Origin of the sequence: Mycolicibacter icosiumassiliensis (assembly GCF_900078685.2) — a bacterium.
GTDB classification, from domain to species: Bacteria; Actinomycetota; Actinomycetes; order Mycobacteriales; family Mycobacteriaceae; genus Mycobacterium; species Mycobacterium icosiumassiliensis.
The window spans coordinates 525784-541481 of sequence record NZ_LT546170.1; the positions used below are offsets into that span (position 1 = coordinate 525784).

The 15698-nt window shown below is 68.6% G+C and carries 13 protein-coding genes, 1 tRNA gene and 2 pseudogenes; 10 read left to right on the top strand and 6 right to left on the bottom strand.

All coding sequences use genetic code 11. The annotated features are described in order from the left end of the window. The 3 genes and pseudogenes from fadD1 to BN4346_RS45190 all read right to left on the bottom strand — a co-directional run bounded on the left by fadD1 (position 1) and on the right by BN4346_RS45190 (position 3891). A complete protein-coding gene (gene fadD1 / locus BN4346_RS45180; protein WP_067976801.1) occupies positions 1-1605 on the bottom strand; it encodes a fatty-acid--CoA ligase FadD1 in 1605 nt (534 codons plus the stop codon). 8 nt (positions 1606-1613) lie between these two features. Then, entirely contained in the window at positions 1614-2531 is a 918-nt protein-coding gene (locus BN4346_RS45185; protein ID WP_067976802.1) for an alpha/beta hydrolase, read from the bottom strand. After that, a pseudogene (locus tag BN4346_RS45190) lies at positions 2528-3891 on the bottom strand (flavin-containing monooxygenase). Before BN4346_RS45190 ends, BN4346_RS45185 begins: the two are co-directional and overlap by 4 nt. 122 nt (positions 3892-4013) lie before the next feature. Here BN4346_RS45190 and BN4346_RS45195 point away from each other — a divergent pair. Next, positions 4014-4649, top strand: coding sequence for a TetR/AcrR family transcriptional regulator (locus BN4346_RS45195; protein ID WP_067976817.1), 636 nt, complete (start codon positions 4014-4016; stop codon positions 4647-4649). A gap of 57 nt (positions 4650-4706) precedes the next feature. On the opposite strand, the gene BN4346_RS45200 is transcribed toward BN4346_RS45195, so the two are convergent. After that, positions 4707-5192, bottom strand: a complete 486-nt coding sequence (locus BN4346_RS45200) for a winged helix-turn-helix transcriptional regulator (protein WP_067976803.1) — start codon at positions 5190-5192, stop codon at positions 4707-4709. 96 nt (positions 5193-5288) lie between these two features. On the opposite strand from BN4346_RS45200, the gene BN4346_RS45205 reads away from it, so the two are divergent. Beyond that, positions 5289-5990, top strand: a complete 702-nt coding sequence (locus tag BN4346_RS45205; protein ID WP_067976804.1) for an SDR family oxidoreductase — start codon at positions 5289-5291, stop codon at positions 5988-5990. Positions 5991-6025: 35 nt separating this feature from the next. Then, entirely contained in the window at positions 6026-6451 is a 426-nt protein-coding gene (locus tag BN4346_RS45210) for a tautomerase family protein (protein WP_067976805.1), read from the top strand. A 21-nt stretch (positions 6452-6472) separates the two neighbouring features. Here BN4346_RS45210 and BN4346_RS45215 read toward each other — a convergent pair whose 3' ends face one another. After that, the gene (locus BN4346_RS45215; protein ID WP_067976806.1) at positions 6473-7420 is read right to left on the bottom strand and encodes a helix-turn-helix transcriptional regulator; all 948 of its coding nucleotides are present in this window, start codon (positions 7418-7420) and stop codon (positions 6473-6475) included. A 63-nt stretch (positions 7421-7483) separates the two neighbouring features. On the opposite strand from BN4346_RS45215, the gene BN4346_RS45220 reads away from it, so the two are divergent. Continuing rightward, positions 7484-8128, top strand: a complete 645-nt coding sequence (locus BN4346_RS45220) for a TIGR03086 family metal-binding protein (RefSeq protein WP_078058861.1) — start codon at positions 7484-7486, stop codon at positions 8126-8128. A 98-nt stretch (positions 8129-8226) separates the two neighbouring features. On the opposite strand, the gene BN4346_RS45225 is transcribed toward BN4346_RS45220, so the two are convergent. Beyond that, a tRNA-Leu gene (locus BN4346_RS45225) sits at positions 8227-8309 on the bottom strand. A gap of 257 nt (positions 8310-8566) precedes the next feature. On the opposite strand from BN4346_RS45225, the gene BN4346_RS45230 reads away from it, so the two are divergent. From BN4346_RS45230 to BN4346_RS45255, 6 genes and pseudogenes are all read left to right on the top strand, one after another. After that, entirely contained in the window at positions 8567-9913 is a 1347-nt protein-coding gene (locus BN4346_RS45230) for an FhaA domain-containing protein (protein ID WP_067976807.1), read from the top strand. Positions 9914-10067: 154 nt separating this feature from the next. Continuing rightward, the gene (locus BN4346_RS45235; RefSeq protein ID WP_067976808.1) at positions 10068-10535 is read left to right on the top strand and encodes an FHA domain-containing protein FhaB/FipA; all 468 of its coding nucleotides are present in this window, start codon (positions 10068-10070) and stop codon (positions 10533-10535) included. Next, positions 10532-11956: pseudogene (locus BN4346_RS45240) on the top strand (PP2C family protein-serine/threonine phosphatase); the annotation flags it as partial. The gene BN4346_RS45235 and the pseudogene BN4346_RS45240, both read left to right, overlap by 4 nt. Continuing rightward, the gene (locus tag BN4346_RS45245) at positions 11901-13310 is read left to right on the top strand and encodes an FtsW/RodA/SpoVE family cell cycle protein (protein ID WP_067976811.1); all 1410 of its coding nucleotides are present in this window, start codon (positions 11901-11903) and stop codon (positions 13308-13310) included. The pseudogene BN4346_RS45240 and the gene BN4346_RS45245, both read left to right, overlap by 56 nt. After that, positions 13307-14788: a D,D-transpeptidase PbpA gene (gene pbpA / locus BN4346_RS45250; RefSeq protein WP_067976812.1), complete on the top strand. Its 1482-nt coding sequence runs from the start codon at positions 13307-13309 to the stop codon at positions 14786-14788. The genes BN4346_RS45245 and pbpA overlap by 4 nt, the downstream gene beginning before the upstream one ends. Then, a partial coding sequence (locus BN4346_RS45255; RefSeq protein ID WP_067976813.1) for a serine/threonine-protein kinase occupies positions 14785-15698 on the top strand: 914 nt, incomplete at its 3' end. The genes pbpA and BN4346_RS45255, both read left to right, overlap by 4 nt.

Below are 15698 nucleotides of genomic sequence, written 5' to 3' on the forward strand. Positions count from 1 at the left end.
TCACGCTCCCGTCGTCGTGGTGGTTCGGTAGCTGCGCTCTCGGTCGGGACGGGCCCACAGCCTGTCCCCACCGACGTCGGTGCCGTCGGCCACCAACACGCGTTTGAGGATCTTGTTGGTTGCCGTCGCGGGCAGCTGCGCGGTCACCCGGACATAGCGCGGCCAGGCCTTGGGGGAGAGGTCCTCTTGGGCGGCAAGGAAATCGGCGAACTCGCCCTCGGTCAACTGGGCGTCGTCGCGCAGCACCAGCGCGGCCATCACCTGGTCGCCGACGTTACCGTCCGGCACGGCGTAGACCGCGGCCTGGTTGATGTCGGGGTGGCGCATCAGGATCCGCTCGATCGGGGCCGCCGCCAGGTTCTCGCCGTCGACGCGCATCCAGTCGGCGGTGCGCCCGGCCAGATAGATCCAGCCGTCGGCGTCGGCGTAGGCGAGGTCGCCTGACCAGTACATGCCGTCGCGCATCCGGTCCGCGGTGGCCCGCTCGTTGTTGTAGTAGCCCGAGAAGAATCCCGACCCGGCGGTGTTGACCAGTTCGCCGATCGCCTCGTCGGCGTTGATCAGCACCCCGTGCTCGTCGAAGACCGCCGGCGGGCATTCGGCCTTCGTGTCGCTGTTGTAGATGGCGACGCCGGGGAAGCCGCGTCCCACCGACCCGGGTGGGGTGCCTTCATCGCGGGTGATGGTGACGGCGTTCTCGGTGGAGCCGAAGGCGTCGACCACGTGTACGCCGAACCGGCGGGCGAACTCGCCGATGTCGCGCTCGGAGGCCTCGTTACCGAAGGCGACCCGCAGCGGATTGTCGGCGTCGTCGGGCTGCTCGGGATGCGCCAGCAGATAGGCGAACGGCTTACCGACGTAGTTCATATAGGTGCCACCGTAGGCGCGGATGTCGGCCAAGAACCGCGAAGCCGAGAACTTCGCCGGCGCCATCGCCGCACCGGCGGTCACCGCGGGGCCGAAGCCGGCCGCGATCGCATTCGAATGGAACAGCGGCATCGACAGGTAGACCACGTCGTCGGCGCCCAACTCGAATCGCTCGGTGAGACTCTGCCCGGCCACCAGCACCATGAAGTGGCTGACCAGAACGGCTTTCGGGTCACCGCTGGTGCCCGAGGTGAAGATCAGCATGAAGGGGTCCAGCGGGCCGACCTGCCGATGCGGCTGCAGTACCCCGGCGTCGGCACACTCGCCGACCCAGGCCGGGTCGTCGACGTCGATGATCGTGACGCCGGGTAGGTCCAGTCCGTGCAGCAGCGGGCGGTGCGCGGTATCGACGAGCAGGATCTGCACATCGGCGGTGCGCAGGTCGCCGGCGAGCGCCGAGCCGCGACGGGTGTCGTTGACTCCGCACAGGACGTAGCCGCCGAGCCCTGCCGCGGCGAGCGCGGTGAGCATCGCGGGGGTGTTGCCCAACAGGGCACCGACGTGCAGCGGCCGGCCGGTGTCGGCGCGAGCGATCACCGCCGCGCCGTGCCGGGCCGCGCGGTCCAGGTATTCCGCCCAGGTCCAGCGGGTCTGCCCACCGTCGGCGTCGTTGTAGAGCACCGCCAGGCCGGTGTCACCGCCGCGTTCGGCGAGCAGTTGCTGCATGGTTTCGGCCATCAGACCTCCTAACCCGTGACCGTAGCGGTCGCGCCGACCAGGTGCCGGGTCAAGAACGCGATCTGGTGCTCGACGGCCTGATCGAACCAGTCGCCACCGGCGAAGACGTCGAAGTGGTCGCAGGGGTAGTGCCGCACTTCGGCGCGGGCCGCGAACGCCGCTTTGGCGGCCGCCTGCGGGGGAGCGCCGCGGTCGAAGTCGGCTATCTGCACCAGGATCGGGCAGGCGATGGCCTCGGCGTGCTTGGCCGCCGGACGGTAGCCGCCGAGCTGCACGCCGACCTGGGCGTCGATCTCGTTGCGCCAGGTCGGTCCGGCCATGGCCGTGTAGGCCGCGTGGTAACCGTCGGCGGTCAGGGTGGCCAACTCCCCGGGGCGGCCCACCAGCGGGATGGTCGCGGGCGGCCCACCGAAGCGTTGCGTCAGCGCGCTGCGCCAACCCGTTGCCGTCGAACGCAACATTGTGGCGGGGCGGTGATGTGGCAGTGCCGCGACCGCAGCGGCCGGACCGCTGACCAGTGGTGTCAGTGCGATGGCGGCGGCAACGCCGGGCGTGGTGGCGGCCACCTCGAAGACATGCCCGCCGCCCAGCGAGACCCCCCACACCACGACCCGGCGCGGATCCACACCGGGCTGCTCGGCTGCAGCCGCGCATGCCGCACGGAAGTCGTCGATCTGTTCTTGCATGGAAATCCGTTGGCGCGGTTGTGCTTCTGAAGCACCGAAGTACCGGTAGTCGAAGGCGAAGGCAGCGAAGCCGGCTGCGCTGAGTCGCTGCGCGAACGGGATGAGGCCGGAGTCGACGGTGCCGCCCAGGCCGTGTCCGAGCACGACGACCGGGGCGCCGTCGTCGTCACCATGCGCGGCGGGGAAGAACTGCCCGACACACGTGGCTTTGTCGCTGCCGAATCGGATCGTCGTGCTCATGCGGAGGCCTCCATCTCGCACACCCCGGCCCATCGGGGCGCACCCAGTTCGGTGGCGCGTCGGGTGCCGCGCGGGATCTCGGCGGTGCGCATGTCGTGTTCGTACAGGAAGTAGTCGAGTTGCTGGGTGTGGCGCGGGGTGTCGAGCATGTGGCCGGTGTACTTGCGCCGGTCCGCGTCGATAACCCGGCGCATCTCGGCAACCGACGGCAGCCGGTAGCGCCCGGCCGCGTAGGCGCCGATGAGGCGAGCCTGGGACTCGACGAACGGGAACAGTGTCGGGGTGGCTTGAGCGAAACCGGCGAACACCAAGTCGTCGACGCCCGGATAGAACATCCGCTTGTACAGGTCGATCCGATTGGCCGGTGCGCTGATGAACTCCGGGTCGAAGAACGGGAAGGTGATGTTGTAGCCGGTGGCGTAGATGATGATGTCGAACTGGCCGCTGGTGCCGTCGGTGAAGTGCACGGTCTCGCCATCGAGCCGGCTGATGTCGGGTTTGGGGATGACGTCGCCGGATCCCAGCCGCAGCGGCAGTTCCACCGATTGGGTGGGGTGCGCTTCGAAGAACTTGTGGTTGGGGGTGGGCAGCCCGAGGTCCTCGGGACGCCCGGCGATGATCGGCTGCGCCCACTGGGCGACCTTGCGCTGCCAGGAGAACGGCAGGTACGGGCTGGTCCGGAAGTACTTGTCGGCGGGCTTGCCGGCCAGATACTTCGGCACGATCCAGGCGCCCGAGCGGGTGGACAGGGTCAGTTCGTTGTCCAGGGCCTTCGACGACAGTTCGACGGCGATGTCGGCGGCACTGTTGCCCAGCCCAACGACCAGGATCCGCTTGCCGGAAAAGTCCGCGGCGTTTTAGGATCGATGTAGTGGTGCGCATGCAGTGTCGCGCCGCTGAATTCGCCCGGGAAGTCCGGTAGCCGCGGATCCCAGTGGTGCCCGTTGGCGACGACCAGCAGGTCGAACCGGCGGCGCCCGCCGCCAGCCAGTTCCAGCTCCCAACCGCCGCCGGGTAGCCGCTGCGCGTGGGTGACCTCGGTGTCGAACTCGATGCTGCGTTTGAGCTCGAACGCCGCCGCGTAGGACTCCAGGTACTCCTTGACCAGCGTGTGGTGCAGGAAGTCGGGGTAGTGATCCGGCATGGGGAAGTCGCGGAACGACAGCTGGTGCTTGGAGGTGTCGATGTGCAGCGACCGGTAGGCGCTGGAATGCCCGTTCGGGTTGCCGAATGCCCAGTTGCCGCCGATCCGGTCCGAGGACTCGAAGCAGGTGTAGTCAACCGCGTAGTCGGACAGCATCTTTCCGGCGGTCAGGCCGCTGATGCCGGCACCGATGATCGCGGTGCGAGGTGAGGACAAGGGGAACCTCCGAGATTCGGGGTAGACAGGTTTTCAGAAGTGTCTACATGACGCGTCGCAATAGTACACACTTCTGCGGATGTGTCTACTCCCTTGTTAGGCTTACCCACCAGGAGGTGGTCGTGAACGCAGCGTCAGCGTCGTCCGCGTCCCCGTCGACGACCGATCGGCTTCTCGATGCAACCGAGAAACTGCTGGCCGACAAGGGGATTCGGGCGACGACGATGATCGACGTCGCCCAGGCCGCGGGGGTGTCCCGGGCCTGGCTATACCGGAATTTCCCGGACAAGCCGACGCTGGTGGGCGCGGCGATCATCCGGCTCATCGAGACCAGCTGGGCGCAGACCCGCGCCGAGCTGTCCACGCTCACCGATTTCGAGGACCAGTTGGTGGCCGGCGTCCAGATCGGCCGCCGCGCCTACGACGATCCCGGCACTCTGCTGATGCGGCTGCGCACCGCCGAACCGGAGGAGTTCACCGCCTGCGCCGGCGCGGGAGTCCGCGGCTTGGTGCCCGACCTCGCGGCATTTTGGTTGCCGTTCGTGGAGGCCGCCGTCGAAGGCGGAGACATCCACCCCGACACCGACATTCCCGAGGCCAGTGAGTGGATCGCGCGGGTGCTGATCAGCCTGGGCAGTGTCCCGGGAAACCAGATGGACCCCGATGATCCGTCGGCCGTGCGGCGGCATCTGCGCCGCTACGTGCTGCCGGGCTTGCGGCAGGCGCCCTCGACTGGGACACCGAAGGGGAAGCGGTGAGGGAGTGGTTCCCCGGTACGGCACCGGGCGGGTAGCTGAGCCGTGCGGGACGGCTCGTCAGCGTGATCGGCGTGGTGCGTTCCAGCGGATCTCGATGTCGTCGGCGTCCGTGATCGGACCGTCCAGATCGTCGGTGACGCGGACGCCCACCCGCCGCTGGGTGGTCGCATCGACGAAGCTCAGCGGCGGTGTCCCGTCTTGTAAGTACTTGTCGCCCCATTGCATCAGGGACAGAAAGACCGGCAACAGGTCTTCGCCGGCGGGCGTCAGCCGATACTCGTCGCGGATCCGCTGCCCGGATTCCTGGTAGGGCACCCGGTGGATGATCCCGGCGGACTCGAGTTGCTTGAGCGCCCGAGAGACCGCCGGCGCCGAGGCGCCCAACCGCGCAGTGAAGTCCTCGAAGCGACTGGTGCCGTAGAAGCATTCGCGCACCACCAGGAACGCCGTCTTGGTGCTGAGCACATCGAGCAGCCTGGCCACCGAACACGCATCGCCGGCGGTCCACCGTGTGCGGTCGCGCAACCGAGGCTCGAACTCCATGTCGGCCAGCTTACGTGACTAACACTTGCGTTATCCAGACATCCGTGCTTCGCTCTTACTAACGTTGTCGTTAGTCAGGATGGAGAGGATCGGAAAATGGTGGCAGTAGCAGGCAAGGTCGTGGTGGTCACCGGGGGACGCCGCGGGCTGGGGGCGGCACTGGTGGACGAGGTGCTGGCCCGCGGTGCGGCCAAGGTGTATTCGACCGCCCGCACCGCGTTCACTGACGAGCGTCCGCAGGTGGTGGCGCACCCGCTGGAAGTGCGGTCCGCGGAGTCGGTGGCGGCACTGGCAGAGGTGGCCCGCGACGCCGAGGTCATATTCAACAACGCGGGCGTGCTGTTGCCGGACTCGTTGCTGACCGGCTCATTCGAGCACATCACCGACACCTTTGACGTCAACGTCTTCGGGCCGTTGCGGGTGGCGCGCGCGTTCGCGCCGATCCTGGCGGCCAACGGGGGCGGGGTGCTGGTCAACATGCATTCGGTGTTGTCCTGGCTGGCCGGCTCCGGCGCCTACGGCGCTTCCAAGGCCGCCGCCTGGTCGGTGACCAACTCGCTGCGCACCGAGCTGGCCGCGCAGCACACGCAGGTGGTCGGCGTGCACGCCGGCTTCATCGACACCGACATGGTCTCGGCCATCACCATCCCCAAGGTGGCCCCGGCCGAGGTGGCGCGGCGCATCGTCGACGGCGTGGAATCCGGTGCCCTCGAGGTACTGGCCGACGACGTGTCGGTCGGCGTCAAAGCCGCGCTGTCCGGCCCGGTCGAAAACCTGTCCTTCGCCCTGTCGCACTGAGCGCACCCCAACCAACCAAGGAGCACTGAACCGTCATGCCACTGTGGACAATTCACCACACCCCCGGGATCTTCAACGCCGAGGAGAAGCGCGCGCTGGCGTCCCGCATCACCGACCACTATGAGAGCGCCGGGCTGCCGCGCTTCTACGTGGTCACCGTCTTTCACGAGATCGAGCCGGAGGACTTCTATGTCGGTGGCGAGCCGACGCAGGTCGGTATTCGCGTCGTCATCGACCACATCGCCCGGCACGCCGTCGACACCGAAAGCCGCCGGCGCATCACCCAATGGATCAACCAGATGCTAAGTCCCACCCTCGAGCGGCACCCGGGCGTGCACTCGGAATTCCACATCGACGAGACCAGCGAGGAACTGTGGATGATCAACGGGCTCGTTCCGCCGCCGGGTGGCTCGGACGCCGAAAAGCGCTGGGCCAAGGAGAACGTGGCGACGGCGTATTAGCCGTCCCGTGGGGCATCCCGCTCAGCGATACCGCTCCACGAGCGCGGCGCCGACCGCGGCCAGGTGGTCACGCACACCCTGCGGGCCGGTCACGTCGAGCCATTCGACAAGTCCCGCGAGCTGGCCGGCGAGGGCGTATTCGCTGTGGCCGCGGATCACCACCTCGATCCGGCCATCGGGCGTGGAGCCGCCCACCTCAAGGCGGCCCCCGAGCATCATCCGGAGCAAGCCGAGCCCGTCGGGAACGCACCGGGCCTGGATTTCGAGCGGGGTGCGCTTGCGGTCGACCTCGTCGGCGATCTCCCGCCAGCTCTCGGCAAGGTCGAACCCCTCGGGCCGCTGCACGGGATCGTTGGTCAACTCGACCGACGAGACACGGTCGATCCGAAAGGTCCGTCGACCGGCCTCCGTCTGGGAGACCAGGTACCACGTCGGGCCCTTGGCGACGATGCCCAGGGGGTGGACGGTCCGCTCGGTCTCGGCACCTTGGCGGTCGACGTAGCCGAGCCGTACCTGGATGCCGCGGATCACCGCCTCTTGCAGCGCGTCGAGAAACTGCGGTGGTCGCGGCACCACCTGACTGGCCCCCCAGTGCCGTGGATCCACCACCAGTGATGTCGCGGCGGCCTCGGCCTGCTCCCGGAAGGGCTCGGGCAGCGCACGAACGAGCTTGCGCAGGGCAGCCTTGACTTCCGGGGTTGCCGTCGAAGCGGGTCCTGCGACGAGAAACAGGGCGCGGGCTTCGCTTGCCGTCAGCCCCGAAAGGTCGGTACGAGCGCCGCCCAGCAGGCGCCACCCGCCTCCGCGGCCCTGCATGGAGTACACCGGGACGCCGGCGACACTGAGCGCTTCGAGGTCGCGGCGGGCGGTGCGCTCGGACACCTCCAGTTCCCGGGCGACCTCCAGGGCGGTCACCTGCTGGCGTTGTTGCAGCAGCAGGAGGGTGGCTAGCAGCCGGTCAGCGCGCACCCCAGCAGAATCGCACATAAAACCGGCCACTAGGTGTCCGGTTATGGGCACCACAATGACGCCATGACCACACCAACCAGCTCTCCCGTAGCCCCTCTGACCGACCCGCGGCCCGTTCTCGACCGGGCCGTTGCCACCGCCGGCGCCGTGATCGCCGGCGTCCGCTCCGACCAGTTCGCCAACCTGACGCCCTGCACCGAGATGAACGTGCAGACCATGCTGACTCACCTGGTCGGCGTTCTCGACCGAGTGGCCGCACTCGGCAACGGCGAGAATCCCTTCGCCGTCGCCGTGCCGCAGGTCTCCGACGATCGCTGGGCCGACGCCTGGCAGGAGTCCGGCCGACGCGCCGCCGACGCCTGGAGCGACGACGCCGTGCTCCAACAGCCCATGGCGTTGCCGTGGATCCAAGGCAGCGGCGCCGAAATTCTGGCGTCCTACATCTCCGAGATCACGGTCCACACCTGGGACCTTGCAGTGGCGACCGGCCAGCAGCCCGACTGGGACGACACGGTGATCGCCGCAGCGTTGCAGTCGGCGCACCGGATCCTGCCGGCCGAGAACCGCCGGGCGCTCTACGAGCAGATCTCGGCCGCGATGGGCCTGGACGAGGTGGCCATGCCGTTCGCCGAAGCCGTCCCGGTGCCCGACGACGCCCCCGCCATCGACCGGCTCATCGCCTGGAACGGCCGCGATCCGCTTTGGTGATGCGGAGGGCGGCCCGATAAGTAGGGACAAAGCACAAAGGCCACGAACCGGAAACGGTTCGTGGCCTTTGTGCCTGCGGTTCGGATGACCGCTCACTGTGGGCGAAGGGGGACTTGAACCCCCACGTCCCGAAGGACACTGGCACCTGAAGCCAGCGCGTCTGCCATTCCGCCACTCGCCCGAGCAACCGGGGGAGCGTATCACGGGTCCCCCGCCCCCTAAAAAATCGGCTCCGGCGCCAAAGCCCGGCACCGCCTGACCCCGGCCAAGCCGCCGTGACCCCTTCGTGACCTGGTCTTATCCGATTCTCCGCCGTAGAAGGGTGCCGCCGTGGCACCCCGGGTCGATACCATGTCCAGGGCGGATGCAGCTGAGCGACACGCCGCAGCAGCGTCCCCGGCATAACCAACGGCGGCGAAGAGTAAGGCGGGTAGCAGCTTGGACAGCCAGCGTGGGCTGGTTCATCGCATCGAGCGCAAACTCGAATCCGCTGTGGAGGATGCGATGGCCCGGGTCTTCGGAGGGGAAGTCCTCCCCGAGGAGGTCGAGGCTGCGTTGCGCCGCGAAGCCGCCGCTGGCGTGCGCTCCCTCGCCGGAAATCAACTTTTGGCGCCCAACGAATACGTCATTACCCTCGGTAAGGACGACTACGACAAGGTGGGCGCCGACCAGGATCTGACGTCGAAGGCCTTCGCCCGGCATCTGGCGGAGTACATCGGCGAACAGGGGTGGCAAACGTATGGTGATGTGGTTGTCCGGTTCCAGCAGTCGCCGAGCCTGCACACCGGCCAGGTCCGTGCCCGCGGCGCAGTCAATCCTGACGCCAGCCCCCACCAGACGCTCAATGAATCCCCCCCGCCACAATCAGTTCATGCGTTTACCGCAGAATCAGGAGTGCCACCGATGACCGATAACCCGTACCGCGGCGCCCACGGGCAGGATCGTCCCGGCGACGACTACTACGACCCCCGCTACGGTCGGCCCGCCGACGATGCTCGCGGCGGTCCGGACCCCCGTGGCCCCTATCCTCCCGAAGCCGAGCACTACCAGCAGGAGCAGCGCGGCGGCTACCCCGACCAGGGCCAGGGCGGCGCCTACGCCCCGCCCCGCCGGCCCGAGCAAGGCGGCTACCCCGACCACGGCGGCTACCCGGTCTACCCCGCCGGTGGCCAGCCCGGCTACGGCGATTACGAGCGCCCACCGGCCCGCCAGGACGACTACGCCTACCCCGAGGGCCAGTACGATCAGCGCCCGGCCTACCCGGACCAGGGTGGGTATGACCAGGGTGCCCAGTACGGCCGGCAGGATTACGGCCAGCCCGGCTACGGCTACGGCGAAGCGCCTGCTGCTCCCGCCGGTTACGACTACGGCCAGCCCGCACAGGGTGGCTACGGCGAGGGTCAAGGCGCCCAGGCCGGCTACGACTACGGCCAGCAGGCTCAGGGCGGCTATGGCGAGGCTCCGGGCGGCGGCTACGGCCAGCGCGCCTACTCTGCGCCGGCGTCGGTCACCCTGCAGCTCGACGACGGCAGCGGCCGCACCTACCAGCTGCACGAAGGTGCCAACGTGGTGGGCCGCGGCCAGGACGCCCAGTTCCGGCTGCCTGACACCGGGGTGTCGCGCCGTCACCTCGAGATCCGCTGGGACGGCCGGGTGGCCCTGCTGTCGGACCTGAACTCGACCAACGGCACCACGGTGAACAACGCCCCGGTCCAGGAGTGGCAGCTGGCCGACGGCGACGTCATCCGCCTGGGCCACTCGGAGATCATCGTCCGGGTCCACTAGGCACCGCGGCAGCGTCCACCCGACTGACAAACCCAACCAGCAAAGCGCTGCCGCTTTGCCCTACGGCCCCCCGCGCCCAAGTATCGTGACTTTGCCGAAGTGCTCCGCCGTCAGGAGCACGCCATGGGCTGCGCGACAACGGAGAGGACGCCGGATGCAGGGACTGGTACTGCAGCTGACGCGAGCCGGTTTTTTGACGTTGTTGTGGCTGTTCATCTGGTCGGTGCTGCGGATATTGCGGACCGACATTTACGCGCCCACCGGCGCGGTGATGGTCCGCCGGGGGCTGTCGATCCGGGGCGTGCTGTTGCCGCCACGCCAGCATCGGACCACCGCGCGGCATCTGGTGGTGACTGAGGGACCGCTGACCGGGGCGCGCATCGCGCTGAGCGATCAGCCGGTCCTGGTGGGCCGCGCCGACGACTCCACCCTGGTGCTCACCGACGATTACGCCTCCACCCGGCACGCTCGACTATCTCAACGGGGCACGGAATGGTATGTCGAAGATCTGGGTTCGACCAACGGCACCTACCTTGACAGGGTGAAGGTGACCACTGCGGTACGGGTTCCGATCGGCACGCCGATACGAATCGGCAAGACCGCGATCGAGCTCCGCCGGTGAGCCTGGTTCTGCGGTACGCCGCCCGCAGCGACCGCGGTCTGGTGCGCTCCAACAACGAGGATTCCGTCTACGCCGGCGCCCGGCTGTTGGCGTTGGCCGACGGCATGGGCGGACACGCGGCCGGTGAAGTCGCGTCGCAACTGGTGATCGCCGCGCTGGCGCACCTCGACGACGACGAGCCCGGCGGCGACCTGCTGGCGAAGTTGGAAAGCGCCGTGCAGGAGGGCAACTCGGCGATCGCGGCCTATGTCGAAGAGCATCCCGAGCTCGAAGGCATGGGCACCACGCTGACGACCATTCTGTTCGCCGGCCCGCGGCTGGGGCTGGCCCACATCGGCGACTCCCGCGGCTATCTGCTGCGCGACGGCGAGCTCACCCAGATCACCAAGGACGACACCTTCGTACAAACCCTGGTCGACGAAGGCCGCATCACCTTGGAGGAGGCGCACAGCCATCCGCAGCGCTCCCTGATCATGCGTGCCCTGACCGGCCATGAGGTGGAGCCGACGCTGATCATGCGCGAGGCGCAGGCCGGCGATCGCTATCTGCTGTGCTCCGACGGTCTGTCGGACCCGGTCAGCACCGAAACCATCCACGAAGCGCTGGAGATCCCCGACGTCAACGACTGCGCGCTGCGGCTCATCGAGCTGGCGCTGCGCGGCGGCGGCCCGGACAACGTCACGGTGGTGGTGGCCGACGTCGTCGACGTCGACTACGGCCAGACCCAGCCGATCCTGGCCGGGGCGGTCTCCGACAGCGACGACGACCACCTACCGTCGCTGAACACCGCTGCCGGTCGGGCGTCGGCAATCGCCCCCCGAAAGACCGTCGCCAAGCGCGTGCTGCCGCGCATCGAAAGCCCGGACCGGCCGCCCCGCTCCCGGCGACGCAAGTTCATCGTCGCGGCGCTGCTGCTGACGCTGCTAGGCGCCGGGCTGCTGGTGGGGCGGGCGGTGGTCCGCACCAATTACTACGTCACCGCCTACGGCGGCACCGTGGCGATCATGCGCGGCGTGCAGGGCTCGATCCTGGGTGTGCCGCTGCAGGAGCCCTACCTGCTCGGCTGCCTGGACAGCAAGGGCGAGCTGGTGCAGATCAGCTTCAGCCAGTCCGGCGACAAGCTGGCTTGCCGGCTGATGACGCTGCAGGACCTCCGCCCGCCGGCCCGCCAACAAGTCAGCAACGGTCTGCCCGCCGGCACGCTTGACGACGCGATCACCCAACTGCGCAATTTGGCCCGCGATTCACTGCTGCCGCCGTGCCCGCACGGCGGCACCCTCCAGAACCGGGGACCGACTGCCGAGCGGCCTCATGACCCGCGCCGGTCTTGCTCCTCGCCCCCCACGGCAGCGTCGCCGGCGCGACGTGAACACAGCGCCGCAGCCGCCGGTGGCGCTGATCCCCGCACTACCGGATCGACGGAACGCCGAACTACTACTGCTGTGCTTCGCCGCCATGATCATCGCGGTGGCGATGCTGATCGTCGAGGCCGGTCACGAGCAGGGTTTGCGCTGGGACCTGGTCGGTTACGGGGCGGCATTTCTGGTGCTGTTCGGCTTCGCGCACCTGGTCATCCGGCGGTCGGCGCGCTACGCCGACCCGCTGCTGCTGCCGGTGGTGGCCCTGCTGAACGGCCTTGGGCTGGTGATGATTCACCGCATCGACCTGGGGGTCGGGATCGACGGCGCCGAGGCCCGTCCCGGCGCCGGTGCGCAGATGCTGTGGACACTGGTCGGCGTCGGCGTCTTCGCCCTGGTGCTGGTGGCCCTCAAGGACCACCGCCGGCTCTCCGGCCGTGGCTACGTTTGCGGCTTGGCTGGCTTGGTGCTGTTGGTGATCCCGGCCCTGCTGCCCGCGTCGCTGTCCGAGCGCCAGGGTGCCAAGATCTGGATTCGGTTGCCGGGCTTCTCAATTCAGCCCGCCGAGTTCTCCAAGATCTTGTTGCTGATCTTCTTTGCCGCGGTACTGGTGTCCAAGCGCCGGTTGTTCACCAGCGCCGGCAAACACGTGTTGGGCATGAACCTGCCCCGGCCCCGCGACCTGGCGCCGCTGCTGGCCGCCTGGGTGATCTCGGTCGGGGTGATGGCGTTCGAGAAGGATCTCGGTACGTCGCTGCTGCTGTACGCATCGTTCCTGGTGGTGGTGTACCTGGCCACTCGCCGGTTCAGCTGGATGGTGATCGGCATGCTGCTGTTCGCCGCCGGCAGCGTGGCCGCTTACTTCCTGTTCAGCCACGTCCGGGTGCGGGTGCAGACCTGGCTGGACCCGTTCGCCGACCCCGAAGGTGTCGGCTATCAGATGGTGCAGTCGCTGTTCAGCTTCGCCACCGGCGGCATCTTCGGCACCGGGCTGGGCAACGGACAGCCCGGTTACGTGCCCGCGGCGTCGACGGACTTCATCATCGCCGCGTTCGGTGAGGAGCTGGGCCTGGTCGGGCTCGCCGGCGTGCTGATCCTCTACACCATCGTGATCGTGCGGGGCATGCGGACCGCGATCGCGGTGCGGGACAGCTTCGGCAAGCTGTTGGCCGCCGGCTTGGCCGCCACCCTGGGCATTCAGCTGTTCATCGTGGTCGGTGGCGTGACGAAGCTGATTCCGCTGACCGGGCTGACCACCCCGTGGCTGTCCTATGGTGGATCGTCGTTGCTGGCCAACTATGTGCTGCTGGCGATCGTGCTGCGCGTCTCGCACGCCGCCCGCCGGCCGCTGAGCACTCATCCCGCGCGCCCGGCTCCGATCGGCGACACCGGCACGGCGGTGATCGAGCGCGTATGAATACCTCCCTGCGCCGTGTCGCGATGACCCTGATGGCGCTGATCGTGCTGCTGTTGGGCAACGCCACCCTGACCCAGGTCTTCGCCGCCGACGGGCTGCGCGCCGACCCGCGCAATCAGCGGGTGCTGCTCGACGAATACTCCCGCCAACGCGGCCAGATCACCGCAGCCGGCCAGCTGCTGGCCTACTCGGTCGCCACCGACGATCGGATCAAATACCAGCGCATCTACCCCGACCCGGCGGTGTATGCGCCGGTCACCGGTTTCTACTCGCTGCGGTACTCCAGCAGCGGCCTCGAACGCGCCGAGGACACCGTGCTCAACGGGTCGGACCCGCGCCTGTTCGGGCTGCGGCTGGCCGACTTCTTCACCGGCCGCAGCCCGCGGGGCGGCACGGTGGAGACCACCATCCGGCCCCGGGTGCAGCAAGCCGGCTGGGACGCGATGCAGAAGGGCTGCACCGGCGGCTGCCGCGGTGCGGTGGTGGCCCTGGAGCCGAGCACCGGCAAGGTCCTGGCGATGGTGTCGGCACCGTCGTACGACCCCAACCTGCTGTCCTCGCACGATTCGGCCCAGCAGGGCCAGGCCTGGCAACAGCTGCGCGACGACCCCGCCTCGCCGCTGACCAACCGCGCCATCAGTGAGACCTATCCGCCGGGCTCGACGTTCAAGGTCATCACGACCGCAGCGGCGCTGCAGGCCGGCGTCGGCGAGAACGAACCGCTGACCAACGCGGCGCGCATCGCGCTGCCCGACAGCACCGTCACGCTGGAAAACTACGGCGGCAACACCTGCGATGGCGGAAACGAGCAGACCGTCCCGCTGCGGGTGGCATTCGCGCGGTCGTGTAACACCGCCTTCGTCCAGTTGGGTATTCGTACCGGCGTGGACGCTCTTCGCAGCACTGCCCAGGGTTTCGGGCTGGATATCACCCCCGAGCCGATGCCGCTGCAGGTCGCCGAATCCACCGTCGGCCGGATCGGCGACGCGGCCGCGCTCGGCATGACCAGCATCGGCCAGAAGGATGTCGCGGTCACCCCGCTGAAGAACGCGGTCATCGCGGCGACCATCGCCAACGGCGGGCTCACGATGCAGCCGTATCTGGTCGACGGGCTGGAGGGTCCGGACCTGGCGGGCATCGCCACCACCCAACCCCGCGAGCAGCGCCGTGCGGTGTCCTCGCAGGTCGCGACTAAGCTAACTGAACTAATGATCGACGCCGAAAGAGTGACCCAGCAGGAGGGGGCCATCCCGGGCGTACAGATCGCGTCGAAGACCGGCACCGCCGAACACGGTCCCGATCCGCGGAACACCCCGCCGCACGCGTGGTACATCGCCTTTGCCCCGGCCAGCGCCCCGAAAGTGGCCGTTGCCGTCGTGGTCGAAGACGGCGGCGACCGCTTGGCCGCCACCGGCGGTGCGTTAGCCGCACCGATCGGACGCGCCGTCATCCAAGCCGCCCTGCAGGGGCGCTCATGAGTCCACAGGTCGGCGCGGCACTGGCCGGGCGTTATCGGTTGCAGCGACTCATCGCCACCGGCGGTATGGGTCAGGTATGGGAGGCCGTCGACAACCGGCTGGGTCGCCGCGTCGCGGTCAAGGTGCTCAAGCCGGAGTTCTCCTCCGACCCGGAGTTCATCGAGCGGTTCCGGGCCGAGGCCCGCAACACCGCGATGCTCAACCACCCGGGTATCGCCAGCGTGCACGACTACGGCGAGACCGAGCTGGACGGCGAGGGCCGTACCGCGTTCCTGGTGATGGAACTGGTCAACGGTGAGCCGCTGAACTCGGTGCTCAAGCGGACCGGGCGGTTGTCGCTGCGGCACGCCCTGGACATGCTGGAGCAGACCGGACGCGCACTGCAGGTGGCGCACAGCACCGGGCTGGTGCACCGCGACGTCAAGCCCGGCAACATCATGATCACGCCGACCGGCCAGGTGAAGATCACCGACTTCGGTATCGCCAAGGCCGTCGACGCCGCGCCGGTCACCCAGACCGGGATGGTGATGGGCACCGCCCAATACATCGCGCCGGAGCAGGCACTGGGGCAGGATGCCACCGCCGCCAGTGACGTGTACTCGCTGGGTGTGGTCGGCTATGAGGTGCTGTCGGGCCGTCGGCCGTTCACCGGCGACGGTGCGCTGACCGTGGCGATGAAGCACATCAAGGAGCCTCCTCCGCCGCTGCCGGCGGAGTTGCCGCCCAACGTGCGGGAACTCATCGAGATCACCCTGGCCAAGAATCCGGGCATGCGCTACCGCAGCGGCGGCCCGTTCGCCGACGCGGTGGCCGCGGTGCGATCCGGGCGGCGTCCCACCCGGCCCAGTCAGGCACTGCCGGCCGGGCGTGCCGCCCCGTCGGCCATCCCGTCGGGTGCCCCCACCCGCGC

What these genes read in the sequence shown, in the direction of transcription:
- fadD1 (WP_067976801.1), bottom strand. Translation starts at nt 1,605, where the DNA reads ATGGCCGAAACCATGCAGCAACTGCTCGCCGAACGCGGCGGTGACACC.
- BN4346_RS45185 (WP_067976802.1), bottom strand. Translation starts at nt 2,531, where the DNA reads ATGAGCACGACGATCCGATTCGGCAGCGACAAAGCCACGTGTGTCGGG.
- BN4346_RS45200 (WP_067976803.1), bottom strand. Translation starts at nt 5,192, where the DNA reads ATGGAGTTCGAGCCTCGGTTGCGCGACCGCACACGGTGGACCGCCGGC.
- BN4346_RS45205 (WP_067976804.1), top strand. Translation starts at nt 5,289, where the DNA reads ATGGTGGCAGTAGCAGGCAAGGTCGTGGTGGTCACCGGGGGACGCCGC.
- BN4346_RS45210 (WP_067976805.1), top strand. Translation starts at nt 6,026, where the DNA reads ATGCCACTGTGGACAATTCACCACACCCCCGGGATCTTCAACGCCGAG.
- BN4346_RS45220 (WP_078058861.1), top strand. Translation starts at nt 7,484, where the DNA reads ATGACCACACCAACCAGCTCTCCCGTAGCCCCTCTGACCGACCCGCGG.
- BN4346_RS45235 (WP_067976808.1), top strand. Translation starts at nt 10,068, where the DNA reads ATGCAGGGACTGGTACTGCAGCTGACGCGAGCCGGTTTTTTGACGTTG.
- pbpA (WP_067976812.1), top strand. Translation starts at nt 13,307, where the DNA reads ATGAATACCTCCCTGCGCCGTGTCGCGATGACCCTGATGGCGCTGATC.